This window comes from Labrys sp. 22185, from assembly GCF_052045555.1.
In the GTDB taxonomy this organism is placed as follows: Bacteria; Pseudomonadota; Alphaproteobacteria; order Rhizobiales; family Labraceae; genus Labrys; species Labrys neptuniae.
Window position 1 is genome coordinate 98,157 of record NZ_JBQEPH010000002.1, and the last position, 12,928, is coordinate 111,084.

Genomic DNA, 12,928 nt, shown 5'->3' on the forward strand with positions numbered 1-12,928 from the left:
GCGGCTGCCGATGAATTCGGCGGCCGGGTGACGACGGCAGCCTCAGCCTATGCCAGGGCCTTCCAGAGATTCCAGGCGCTGAGCGAGGTGATCAACACGCCGACGATGATGAGCAAAACGCGCGTCGGCAGTTTCTTGACCAGCAGAGCCGCGAAGGGCGCGGCAAACAATCCGCCGAAGATCAGGCCGGCGATCGTCGTCCAGTGTGTGAAGCCGCCAAGCAGTGCGAAGGAGAAGCCGCTGGCGATGGCGAGGAAGAACTCGGCGGCGTTGACGGAACCGATCGTCGTGCGCGGGTCGTGACCGGTGCCCAGCAGCGAGGTGGTGACCACCGGTCCCCAGCCACCACCGCCGACGGCATCGACGAAACCGCCGGTGACGGCAAGCGGGGCGACGAAAGTCGGCGGTTCGGTGCGGACATGGATGGCTCGGAAGGCCTTGCTGACGATGTAGAGGCCCAACAGCAGCAGATAGGCCGATATCCACGGTTTCAGCAGATCGCCATCGATGGCGGTGACGAGATAGGCTCCGATCACCGCGCCGATGATGCCGGGAATGAGCAGGCGCGCAAACAGCTTGCCGTTCACATTGCCCAGTTTCCAATGCGAGAGGCCGGAAAAGCCGGTGGTGAAGATCTCGGCGATGTGAACCGAGGCCGAAGCCGCGGCCGGCGGCACGCCCGTGGAGAGCAGGAAGGTCGTGGAGGTCACGCCATAGGCCATGCCGAGAGCGCCATCGACGATCTGGGCCAGCAGCCCGACGGCAACGGCCGTCCAGAAGCCGCGTGAAATCAATCCAGAACCGATTTCGGCAGGCGCGGCGTTCCAGTCGATGGGGGCGTACCAAAGCCCTGCCGCGATAGTCGCGGCAACCAGGGGTGGGACGACAATGAAAGCAATTCGTATCAAACGATGTCGTCTGCTGAGTGCAATGGGTGGAATATCGGAAGTGGACATGGTGGGCTCAAACGGTTGGAATGGTCAAGAATGCAAGCCGGAACGCTCGTCCTTCTAGCGACAGCGCTCACGCGCTCGGCTTGCGGTGCCAAACTCGTCGTGATGGTTCATCGCGGCCATGGAGGCTCCAATGGCAATGGGCTGAGGCCGATGGTTTGTGCTCAATTCATGGATGTTAATATTTTTCTGCAAAATTTATAGAAATTATATATTTTTAAGTCGTTCCGGTGAAATGCGGCTGTTCTGCTCCGACGGGCGATGGCGCCAACCTGAGCCGGCATCGCGATATGGGAGCTGCCTGTGTCAGGGGAAATCATTCTCGCAGGAATGCTGAGATTTGCCGACTTACTACTTATTCATCCGTGCTTGGTGCCGGGTGTTGGCGATCTCGGGGAAGCAGCATATCTGTAAAGCGTCCGACAATGCGACGCTTAGCTCGGCATTAAGCAAAAATCATCTTGCTCCCGAAATAGAAGTCTCTACAAAAAGTATAAATATCCTTGGGGCCAAGGCATGCAGGGGCAGGCAGTTGCAGGGCCGGGTAGACCAGGCGTCCAGCCGGGGGGGCAGACGCGCCATGTCGATATCTGGCTGATCAAAGCCACGCGATATGATGATGACGGCTATCCCATCCGCTGGATAAGGTCGGCCATTCCGTCGAACTCGCTTGCCTGCGTCTGGGCCCTGGTGGAAGACGCCATTTCCCGGCAAGTCTTCGGTCCCGACGTCGAAGCGCGGGTGCACGCCATCGACGAGACCAATACCCGGGTCGACATTCCTGCCATTCTGGCAAGCCATCGGGGCGAGGGCGCGCGGGCCATCGTCATGCTGGTCGGCGTGCAGACCAACCAATATCCGCGGGCGATGGATATCGCGCGTCCGCTGCGAGCCGCCGGCGTGCCGGTCTGCATCGGCGGCTTTCATGTATCCGGCTGTGTCGCCATGCTCGGTGAGGATGCCGAGGAACTCACCCTGGCCCGGGAGCTCGGTGTCAGCCAGTTCGCCGGCGAGGCCGAGCCCGACCGCCTCGACGTCGTGCTGAGCGATGCCTTGGCCGGCACTTTGAAGCCGCTGTACAATCATTTGAAGGACCAGCCCGGCCTGCAGAACGTGCCGGTGCCGCTGCTGCCCGGGCCGATCGTGCGGCGCTCCTTCACCCATTGGTCGAGCTTCGATCTCGGCCGGGGCTGCCCGTTCGAATGCTCCTTCTGCACCATCATCAATGTGCAGGGGCGCAAGAGCCGCTTCCGCACGGCGGACGAGCTGGAGGCCATCCTCCGGCTGAACGCTGCGGAAGGCGTCAGCAAGTTCTTCGTGACCGACGATAATTTCGCCCGCAACCGCAATTGGGAGGCCTATTGCGACCGGCTGATCGAGTTGCGCGAGCGCGAGGGGCTTGAAGCCCGGCTGCTGATCCAGGTCGACACCATGGCCCATCGCATTCCCGGCTTCATCGACAAGGTGGTGCGGGCCGGTGTGCGGCTGATCTTCATCGGGCTCGAAAACATCAATCCCGACAATCTGGAGGCGGCCAAGAAACGCCAGAACCGCATTGAGGAATATCGCGAGATGGTGCTGGCGTGGAAGCGCCATCCTGTGGTGATCAGCTGCGGCTACATCATCGGCTTTCCGGCCGATACAAGGGAATCGATCCTGCGCGATGTCGATCTGATCAAGCGGGAACTGGCCATCGATGTGCTCTACTTCAACATTCTGACGCCTCTGCCCGGCAGTGAGGACCATAAGCGCATGAAGGAAGCCGGGGTGTGGATGGACCCGGACTTCAACAAATATGACCTGAACCATCGCGTCACCCATCATCCCAAGATGAGCGACGCCGAGCTTGATGCCGTCTTCCACGAAGCCAGCCGCCGCTATTACGATTTCGAGCATATGGAGCGGGTGTTCAAGCGCCGGGTGCAGCTCAAGAACGGCATGCGGCTGACCACGCTCTACAATCTGATTGCCTATCGCGAAGGGCCACGGCGGGAAGGCGTCGCCTTCGCGGAGTTCGGCCTCGGGCGCGTCATCGACCGCCGGGAGCGGCGCTACGGGCTGCCGATCGAAAACCCGCTGCGCTTCTATGCCCGTTATGCTTGGCGCTTTGCGCGCACGATGGGCGCCTATGCCTATACCTATGGCCGGCTGCGCCTGAGCGTGGCCAGGGCCTGGCGGGCCTGGGGACGGCAGGATGAGTTTCCCTATGCCGACGAGGCCATTGCCGCCGTCGATGAACGCTTGGACCCGCTGGTCCAGGAAACCGCCGATCGCAGCACGCCCTATGCCAAGAAGCGCCAGGAAAATCGGCTGAAGTCGCGCCTCCAGGACGGCTTGCAGCCCGAACCCGGCCTGAGCGGTGAAACCGTCGGCCCATAGCGCTGCCTCCGTTGCGAAGGCACGCCGATGATGGGCCTTGAGTGAACGACGCGTCTTGCGATTCCAGGCGATTCCGCCAAGTTGCAAGACGCTTTAGGCTGGTTCGACCTTGGCCGGCTCGTGCAGTCGGGACAGGCTGGCGATCAGGCTGCGGTCATGCAGCGCCACGAAGCGTTCCTTCGAATTCAGCCATTTGGCAGCCTCCTCGATCGAGGCGGCCTCCGCGATCTTGGCTTGCGCCATGACGCGATCCTGCTCGAAACGCCCGCGCTCGCGGGAAGCCGAGGTCGGCAGCATGGTCTCGTGCAGGGCTCGGAAGCCGGCATCCTTGTAGACGACCTCGATGGCATCGCTGTCATCCTCGCCGACGGCCGCGAGCTCGGTGCTGAGGGCGTTGGCCCGGGTCGCCACTTCCGGCGGATGGGTCTCCTCGGGGGTCGCCAGAATGCCATGGCGGCGCAGCCACAGGCCGAGCGCGAGCTGGCCGGATGCCCAGGAGAGCGGAATGGCAAGGAGGAGGCCGAGGATGGTCGGCGACATCCAGGTAAACAGATAAGGCGAGATCACATAGGCGGCCACGCCGGCGAAAAGCCCGAGGACAGTGTGCGAGCGATGGCGCTTGACGATGTCGCGGAAGGGGATCGAACCGTCGTCGCGCCGCTGCGGCTTCCAGCCCGAGTCGCGCCCGACCAGGATTTCGAACACGGCGCCCGACTGGATCAGCATCATCACCGGAGCGAGCAGGGCCGAGAGGATGATCTCGAGCAGCACCGACAGGGTCAGCCGGATGCCGCCGCCGCTCGCCCTGCGGTTGGGACCGTCGAGCAGCATGATGATCAGCCCGAAGATCTTCGGCGCCAGCAGGATGCCCATGGTGCCCCCGAACAGCGCCAGGGCGAGTTCGGCGTTGAACACCGGCCAAGTCGGGAACAGCGAGAATTCGTCGGTGAAATATTCGCGCCGGATGAAATGGGCCTGCAGGGCGATGGTCAGGCCGACGAGCAGCTGCAGCAGCCAGAGCGGGCTGGCCAGATAGGAGAAGATGCCATTGGCGAAATGCTGGCGCGTGCAGGGGTGGAAACCCTTGGAACCGATCACGCGGGAGTGCTGCAGATTGCCCTGGCACCACCGGCGGTCGCGCGCCGACAGGTCGATCAGCGAGGGCGGGCTCTCTTCATAGGAGCCGGTGATGTCGTTGAGCATGTAGACGGCATAGCCGGCGCGGCGGATCAGGGCCGCCTCGACGAAGTCATGGCTGAGGATATGGCCGCCGAAGGGCGGGCGGCCCGACAGATCCGGCATGCCGCAATGCGCTGCGAAGGCCTTGGTACGGATAATGGCGTTATGGCCCCAGTAATTGCCATCATGGCCCATCCACAGCGACAGGCCTTCGGCGATCACCGGACCATAGACGCGCGCGGCGAATTGCTGGATGCGCGCGAACAGGGTGTTGCGGTTGATGATCAGCGGCAGCGTCTGGATGATGCCGGCATCCGGGTCGCGCTCCATGGCAGCAGCCAGCTGCACGACGGAGGAGCCCGTCATCAGGCTGTCGGCGTCGAGCACCAGCATATGGTCGTAGGAACCGCCCCACCGCGTGACCCAATTGGCGATGTTGCCCGCCTTGCGGTTCGTGTTGCGCTGGCGATGGTGGTACCAGAGCTGGATGTCGGGTCCCAGGCGCTTGCGCATCGCCAGGAACGCCCGTTCCTCGGCGATCCATACATTCGGGTCGGTGGTGTCGGAGACGAAGAAATAGTCGAAGGCGCGGCCGAGCCCGGTCTGCTCCACCGATTCGATGATGGCCTGCATCGCGCCGAAAACCCGGCTTGGCGCCTCATTGTAGATCGGCATGAGCACCGCTGTGCGCGTGCTCAATTGCTGGGGCAAGGGCTGCGTGGTGCGCCGGTGGAACAGCAGATAGACGAAGCCGGCGACGCCCGCGGTAAAGGCGAGGGCGATCCAGGAGAAGTTGAGCACGAACAGGCAGACGAGGGCCCATTCGAGGAAGGTGACGCCGCCGACTTCCACGACCTTGTACATTTCCCAGGCGCCGAAAGCGGTGAGCACCAGCATGCCGCCGAAGACGAACAGCCGGATGAGCCAGGAACCGTGATGCAGCGCCGGATGGATCCAGGAGCGGCGTTCCGAACGCGACCATTTGGTCAGCGACTGCACCGGCATCTCCAGCCGGTTCTCGTCCGGCATGGCGGGGCGCTGATAGACCCATTCCTGCGACGGGTTGGGATTGGTGCCGCCGGTGTGTTCCTCTACGGTGTCCATCGATACAGCCATGTCTCACTTACAGGCTTGCCGTCCTTGACCAGCACGGCACGCATTTCCGAATAGGTTTCGCTGCTCGGGTCGAGGCCGAAACTCAGGCGACCGATGCGCCGCTCCGTTTCCAGAGTCAAACTGACGTCGCTCAGCTTGCCGGGATTGACGGTGATCTCCGGCGTGACGCCGTTGAGATTGTCGGCATTGGCGAACAGATCGCCCTGGAAGTCGATCACGAACAGGCGCCGCTTGGAGCCGAGGGCTCCGATGCGCGTTTCGCGCACCAATACCATTGGCGGACGCTCCGCCGGCGTCCAGCACCAATTGGAGCGATAGGCGAAGGAATAGTCCTTGCCCGCTTCGAGGGCATCCTTGGGGCGCCAATAGGTGATGATGTTGTCGTGGATTTCCTGGTCGGTCGGGATCTCCACGAGTTGGATCGAGCCTTCGCCCCAGTCGCCCTTGGGCGTGATCCACACGCTGGGCTGCATTTCGTAGCGATGCCGGCTGTCTTCATAATCGGCCGGATCGCGATTGCGCTGAAGCAGGCCGAAGCCGCGCGGGGTCTTGTCGACAAAGGCCGAAATCTGCAGCGTCTCCGGATTCTGCAGCGGGCGCCAGATCCATTCGCCGCCACCGGACAGCATCTGCAGGCCGGAAGAACCGTGGACGGCCACGCGTACGTCGTCGACGCCTTTGCGGTCGTTGGAGCCGAACAGATACATCGAATTCAGCGGCGCGATGCCGACATGTTCGATCTTGGCGCGCGGGAAAATCGTGGTTTCGACGTCGATGGTCGTGATCTCGCCCGGGTGCAGCGTCAGGTGGAACGCGCCCGTCGCCGCTTCCGAATCGAGCAAGGCGTGCACCACCAGATTCTCGGCATTCTGGGGTGGACGCTCGATCCAGAAGGCGCGGAAGGCGGGAAACTCCTCGCCGCTGGATTCGCCGGTATTGATCGCCAGACCGCGCGCCGCCGCGCCATAGACCTGATTCTTGGCGATGGCGCGGAAATAGCTGGCACCCTGGAAGATGGCGAAATCGTCGAGCCGATTGGGCATGTCGATCGGCGCCTTCAGGCGAAAACCAGAAAAGCCCAGCTTGGAATCGGGCGGCGGCGCAGCGATCTTGCCGAAGTCGAACATCGCCGGCTCATAGGGCACGATGAGGACACGGCCGTCCTCGACGGTGAACAGGTCGACCGGGGTCGCATAGATGAAGCCGCGATGCAGGGGCTCGATCACGAAGCCGCGGTGATCCTGGCTCCAAATGCCCCGGTCGGGCCGGAATCGGATCGAGACATATTGCTCGTAGTCCAGATTCTGCAGGGAAGAGGGCAGCGTGGCGTCCGGTGCCTGATAGGGGGCCTTGGCCAGGTTCCTGGCATAGTCCAGGAGCTTGTCGCGGGAGAAGACCTCGCCTTCCTTCAGGCCGGGGGCGTCGATCGCTGCCCGGGCCCCCTGGGGGGCGGTCAACACACCGGCGGCAATCGAGGCAAATTTCAAGAAGTCGCGTCTGTTCATGGTCTTCTTAACGCGCTTTTGGCAGGCGCAATAGGTGTGGCTGGGCAAGGAACGGCACCACGTCCCTCGGGAGGAAGCGTCGGGTCATCATCGGGGCACCATAGGTGATACGATCGCCGGCAACAACTGGCGGGTGTACTCGCGACATCGTTCCCCGACCACCCCACACCCGGACCGACGGCCTTCAACCGAAGAATCGTGACGACTTCATGATGTAGAGGGAGAGGCTTTCCATTTTCTTGTCACAAGCCGACTCTGTGTCGGGCGGGTAAAGGTCGGCATTGGGGCAGGAAGAGGTGGGAAGATCGCAGGGCGCATCGCGCCCGGAAATGCCGGAAAGCCGCCGGGTGCAGCGGTCTCAGCGCTTGTTTCGTTGACTTTGAGGGGGCGTTTCTGCCACTACCGGCCGTGAATTGCGTGGACTGCTCGCTCATGGGCATGCCGGCAGGCCGAATCACGGAGCCGCCGGTGCCTGTAACCGCCGCCCACGCCACCTGACCTGCCTTGAAAGAAGATCATGATCGAAACCACCTTTGACCCCGCCAGCGTCGAGCCGCGCGTGTCCGCGGCCTGGGAAGAGGCACAGGCTTTTCGCGCAGGTCGCCCAGATCGGGCCGGCGCTGCTCCCTATTCGATCGTGATTCCGCCGCCGAACGTCACCGGCTCTCTGCATATGGGCCATGCGCTCAACAATACGCTGCAGGATATCCTCTGCCGCTTCGAGCGCATGCGCGGCAAGGACGTGCTCTGGCAGCCCGGCACCGACCATGCCGGCATCGCCACCCAGATGGTGGTGGAGCGCCAGCTCCAGGAGCGCCAGATCCATCGCCGCGAGATCGGGCGTGAAAAATTCCTCGAGCATGTCTGGGCCTGGAAGGAAGAATCGGGCGGTACCATCGTCAAGCAGCTCAAGCGCCTGGGCGCGTCCTGCGACTGGTCGCGCGAACGCTTCACCATGGATGAAGGCCTGTCCAAGGCGGTGATCGAGATCTTCGTGCGCATGAACGAAGCCGGTCTGATCTATAAGGACAAGCGCCTGGTCAGCTGGGATCCCAAGCTGCTGACCGCGATCTCCGACATCGAAGTCGAGCAGATCGAGGTCAATGGCAGCCTGTGGCACTTTGCCTATCCGGTGGTGGACGAGGCGGGGCAGGAGACGGGAGAGACCATTACCGTCGCCACCACGCGTCCGGAAACCATGCTCGGCGACACCGCCGTGGCGGTGCATCCGTCTGACGAACGCTATACCCATCTGGTCGGCAAGAAGGTGCGGCTGCCACTGGTCGGGCGCCTGATTCCGATCGTCGCCGACGAATATTCCGATCCCGAGAAGGGCACGGGCGCGGTAAAGATCACGCCGGCGCACGATTTCAACGATTTCGAGGTCGGCAGGCGGCATAATCTCGAGGTGATCAACATCCTCACGGCCGAAGCGCGTATCAACGACGCCGCGCCCGAAGCCTATCGCGGCCTGGACCGCTTCGAGGCGCGCAAGCGCATCGTTGCCGACATGGAGGCTGCCGGCCGCCTGGTCGAGATCGAGAAGCACAAGCATCAGGTGCCGCATGGCGACCGCTCGGGCGTGCCGATCGAGCCCTGGCTCACCGACCAGTGGTATCTGAACGTGCGCCCGCTCGCCGAGGAGGCCCTGGCCGCCGTGCGTCGCGGCCAGACTCGCTTCGTGCCGCAGAACTGGGAGAAGACCTTCTTCGACTGGCTCGAGAACATCCAGCCCTGGTGCGTGTCGCGTCAGCTCTGGTGGGGTCACCAGATCCCGGCCTGGTACGGGCCGGATGGCGGTTACGTCATCGCCCGCAACGAAAAGGAAGCGCGCGCCAAGGCCGATGAGAAGTGGGGTGCCGGTGCGGCTATCACGCGTGACGAGGACGTGCTCGACACCTGGTTCTCCTCGGCGCTGTGGCCCTATTCGACCTTCGGCTGGCCGGACAAGACGGCGGAACTCGCCAGATACTACCCGACTTCCGTGGTGGTGACCGGCTTCGACATCATCTTCTTCTGGGTTGCCCGTATGATGATGACGGGCCTGTTCACCCAGAACGACGTGCCCTTCAAGGACGTTTATCTTCACGCCCTCGTCCGCGACGAGAAGGGCGCCAAGATGTCGAAATCCAAGGGCAACGTCATGGACCCCCTGGATATCATCGACGGCGTCGAACTCGATACCCTCATCGCCAAGCGCACCGCGGCCCTGGCCAACAAGGCCGATGTCGCCCATGTCACCTCGGAGACGCGGAAAGCCTATCCGAACGGCATCGAGCGCTATGGTGCCGACGCCTTGCGCTTCTTCCTGGCCGCGATGGCCGCACCCGGCCGCGACATCAAGCTGTCGATCGACCGCGTCAAGGGCTATCGCAATTTCGGTACCAAGCTGTGGAACGCCACGCGCTTTGCCGAGATGAAGGGCTGCGTGCGCGATCCCGGCTTCGACCCGAAATCGGCGAAGATCGCCCTCAACCGTTGGATTGCCGGCGAAGCGGAGAAGGCTGTCGGCGAAATCCAGCGCGCCATCGAGGCCTATCGCTTCAACGACGCCGCCAGCGCGGTCTACCGCTTCATCTGGAACGTGGTGTGTGACTGGTATGTCGAGCTCGCCAAGCCGATCATCGAGGGCGAGGACGAGGCCGCACGGGCCGAGACGCGGGCCATGGTCGCCTTCATCCTCGACCAGTCGACGCTCCTGCTGCACCCCTTCATGCCGTTCATGACCGAGGAGCTCTGGTCGGTGACGGCAGGGCCGGTTCCGCGCAGCCAGATGGCGGCCCTGACGGCCTGGCCGGATCTCGGCGGCCTGCTCGACGCCGCGGCGGATGAGGAAATCGGCTGGCTGGTCGACCTCGTCACCGAGATCCGCTCGATCCGCACCGAGGTCGGCGTGCCTGGCGGCGCGCAGGTGCCGCTGGTGATGGTGAATGCGTCCCCGGCCATCGAGGCACGCGTCGCCGCCCATGGCGAAACGCTCAAGCGCCTGGCCCGCATCAGCGAAATCAGCTTCGCGCCATCGGCCCCGAAGGGCTCGGTGCAGATCATTGCCCGCGGCGCGGTGGCGGCCCTGGCTCTGGAAGGCATTGTCGACATCGAGGCAGAGAAGGCGCGCCTGAAGAAGGAGACCGACAAGATCGACGGCGAGATTGCCAAGATCAATGCCAAGCTCGGCAATCCCGACTTCATCGCCCGGGCCAAGGAAGAGGTGATCGAGGAAAACCGCGAGCGCCTGGAGGAAGCCACCGCCCGTCGTGCCAAGCTGCAGGACGCGCTGGCCGGGCTGTAGCCGCGCTCCGGCGTGCCGATCTGAGATTGGCACGCCAAGCATCACGACGCCTATCGGCCGTTTGCCCCCGAGACACGGGCGAGGAAGGCCTTCGAGCGTTCCGAGCGCGGTGCCGTGAAGAAGGTCTCGGGCGGCGCCTCCTCGACCACGAGGCCGTCATCCATCATCACCACTCGATCAGCGACCTCGCGGGCAAAGCCCATTTCATGGGTGACGACAACCATGGTCATGCCGTCGCGGGCGAGTTCCTTCATGACTTCCAGCACCTCGCCGACCATTTCGGGATCGAGTGCGCTGGTCGGTTCGTCGAACAGCATCAATGTCGGCTTCATCGCCAGGGCCCGGGCGATGGCCACGCGCTGCTGCTGGCCGCCCGAGAGCTGGGCCGGATAGGCATCCGCCTTGTCCTTGAGGCCCACCCGGGCCAGCAGCGCCGCTGCTTCGCGGCGGGCCGTCGCCGGATCGATGCCCAGCACCTGCGTGGGCGCTTCGATGATGTTGCCGAGCGCGGTCAGGTGCGGGAACAGGTTGAAGCGCTGGAAGACCATGCCGATGTCCCGCCTCTGGCGGGCAATGTTGCGCTCGCTGTCCTCGACGAGGCGACCCTTCCTCTCGCGATAGCCGATGAGATGGCCGTTCACGCGGATGCGGCCGTTCTGGATCTTCTCCAGATGGTTGATGCAGCGCACGAAGGTGGTCTTGCCCGACCCGGAAGCGCCGACGATGACGACGACTTCGCCGCGCCGGACGTTGAGCGAGACGCCCTTGAGCACCTGCATCGAGCCGAACCATTTCTCGACGCCCTCGGCCTCGACGGTCCATTGCATGTCTGCGGTGCTCATGGGTTGGCTCCGAACAGGCTGGTCAGAAGTCGGCCGCGCGGCGCCTTGCTGCGGGTCTCGGCAAAGGGCGTGCTGAAGCGGGCCTCGATGGTGCGCTGGAGGAAGCCCCACAGGGTGGTGAGCGAGAGATAATAGAGCGCGACCACCGAATAGAGCTCGAAGACACGGAAGGTTGCCGACGTCACCATCTGGGTCGCCAGCAGGAGTTCGGGTACGCCGATGACGCTCAGCAGCGTCGTGCTCTTCAGCATGCCGTTGAAGTTGTTGCCGAGCGGCGGAATGATGACTCTCGCAGCCTGGGGCAGGATGATGCGCCGCAGGAGCTTGACGGGTGTCATCCCGAGCGACTTGGCTGCCTCCGTCTGCCCTCGGTCGATCGAGGTGATGCCGGCGCGGATGATCTCGCCCATATAGGCCGCCTCATTCAGGCTGAGGGCGATGATGCCGGCCTGGACATTGCCCGGCAGGATCATGAAGCCGAGATCGATGTCATGGAAGCGCAGGATGCCGGCAGCGGCGAGCGCGGTGTAGATGAACACGATCTGCACCAGCAGCGGCGTGCCGCGCATCACCCAGACATAGAAGGAGGAGAGAGCCCGCAGGACCCGCCAGGACGATAGCCGGCCCAGGGCCACGAACAGGCCGAGGGTGGTGCCGATGATCTGAGCGACGATGCTGATGCTGAGCGTCAGCCAGAGGCCGTGCAGATAGATGCTGGAGGGTTCGAGCAGGTAGTGGAAGAAGAAGGCCCAGTTGAAGTTCATGGCAAGACCTCACAAGGCGTCGCGTTCGATACCCCAGCTTTCCAGGATCTTCCGGTAGGTGCCATCCTTGCGGATGGCCTCGAGCGCCGCGGCGAAGGCCTTCTGCAGGTCGATGTCTTCCTTGCGGAAAGCGGCGCCGATGACGGCCTGGGCGAAAGGCGGGCCTCCCAGTTCGAAGAGGTCCGGGGCTTGCTTGAAATAGTAACCGGCCGTCTTGATCGTGGTGCCATAGGCATCGACCTGTCCGATGCGCAGGGCCTGGAAGGCATCGGTATCCTTGGGAAACACCACGACCTGGGCCTGTGCCTTGCCCTCGCCGGCGAGCTTCTTGTTTTCCTCATCGACAAGGGACTGGATGGTCGTGCCGTTCTCGACGGCAACCTTCTTGCCGGAGAGATCGGCAAGCCCGGTGATATGGCTCGCATTGCCTTTCAGGACGACAAGTGACTGGCTGGAGGCGAGATAGTCGACGAAATCGACGACCTCGCGGCGCTTGGGCTTGTCATAGAGCTCGGACATGATCACGTCGCACTGCCTGGCGATCAGGGCAGGAATGATGCCGTCGAACTGCACCTGCTTCCATTCCGCGCTGACGCCCAGCTGCTTGGCAATGGCATTGCCGAGCTCGATCTCGGCTCCGGTCAACGAGCCGTCATCCTTGTAGAACGAAAGCGGTGGTGAGCCGATGTCGGCACAGATCACCATCTTCCTGGCATCGGCAATGGCGGCCGGTGGCTGGACGGATTGTGCCCGGGTTGTGGTGGCGATGCTCACTGCCACAAGGGCGACCGATAGGAAAGCAGGCCCTGGGCGAAGACGAGGCAGTACGGCACGGAATGCGCGCATGGTGGTGCTCCGGATGGCTCGTTCCTGGTCCCAGTATGGAACCAATATTATTATT

The 12,928-nt window shown here is 63.3% G+C and carries 8 protein-coding genes; 2 read left to right on the forward strand and 6 right to left on the reverse strand.

What is annotated here, in order from left to right; genetic code table 11:
• Window positions 1-47: 47 nt before the first annotated feature.
• Complete coding sequence (locus ACTJKX_RS04990; protein WP_440724562.1) at window positions 48-908, reverse strand: sulfite exporter TauE/SafE family protein; 861 nt, start codon at window positions 906-908, stop codon at window positions 48-50.
• 561 nt (window positions 909-1,469) lie between these two features.
• Here ACTJKX_RS04990 and ACTJKX_RS04995 point away from each other — a divergent pair.
• Window positions 1,470-3,332, forward strand: a complete 1,863-nt coding sequence (locus tag ACTJKX_RS04995) for a B12-binding domain-containing radical SAM protein (RefSeq protein WP_440724563.1) — start codon at window positions 1,470-1,472, stop codon at window positions 3,330-3,332.
• Window positions 3,333-3,425: 93 nt separating this feature from the next.
• On the opposite strand, the gene mdoH is transcribed toward ACTJKX_RS04995, so the two are convergent.
• Window positions 3,426-5,627 (reverse strand): glucans biosynthesis glucosyltransferase MdoH, encoded by a 2,202-nt coding sequence (gene mdoH, locus ACTJKX_RS05000; RefSeq protein ID WP_367622804.1) that lies wholly within the window; start codon window positions 5,625-5,627, stop codon window positions 3,426-3,428.
• Window positions 5,603-7,132: a glucan biosynthesis protein gene (locus ACTJKX_RS05005; RefSeq protein WP_311934794.1), complete on the reverse strand. Its 1,530-nt coding sequence runs from the start codon at window positions 7,130-7,132 to the stop codon at window positions 5,603-5,605. The genes mdoH and ACTJKX_RS05005 overlap by 25 nt, the downstream gene beginning before the upstream one ends.
• Window positions 7,133-7,649: 517 nt before the next feature.
• Between ACTJKX_RS05005 and ACTJKX_RS05010 the strand changes: the two genes are divergently transcribed.
• Window positions 7,650-10,421 carry a valine--tRNA ligase gene (locus ACTJKX_RS05010; protein WP_440724564.1) on the forward strand — a complete coding sequence of 924 codons (2,772 nt, stop codon included), beginning with the start codon at window positions 7,650-7,652 and terminating at the stop codon, window positions 10,419-10,421.
• A gap of 50 nt (window positions 10,422-10,471) precedes the next feature.
• Here the strand turns inward: ACTJKX_RS05010 and ACTJKX_RS05015 are convergent, their stop codons facing one another.
• From ACTJKX_RS05015 to ACTJKX_RS05025, 3 genes are read right to left on the reverse strand one after another with little or no spacing between them, the layout of a single operon-like run.
• Entirely contained in the window at window positions 10,472-11,263 is a 792-nt protein-coding gene (locus ACTJKX_RS05015; protein WP_440724565.1) for an amino acid ABC transporter ATP-binding protein, read from the reverse strand.
• Window positions 11,260-12,027 carry an amino acid ABC transporter permease gene (locus ACTJKX_RS05020; protein ID WP_440724566.1) on the reverse strand — a complete coding sequence of 256 codons (768 nt, stop codon included), beginning with the start codon at window positions 12,025-12,027 and terminating at the stop codon, window positions 11,260-11,262. The genes ACTJKX_RS05015 and ACTJKX_RS05020 overlap by 4 nt, the downstream gene beginning before the upstream one ends.
• 9 nt (window positions 12,028-12,036) lie before the next feature.
• Complete coding sequence (locus ACTJKX_RS05025; protein ID WP_440724567.1) at window positions 12,037-12,873, reverse strand: ABC transporter substrate-binding protein; 837 nt, start codon at window positions 12,871-12,873, stop codon at window positions 12,037-12,039.
• Between the last annotated feature and the right edge of the window lie 55 nt (window positions 12,874-12,928).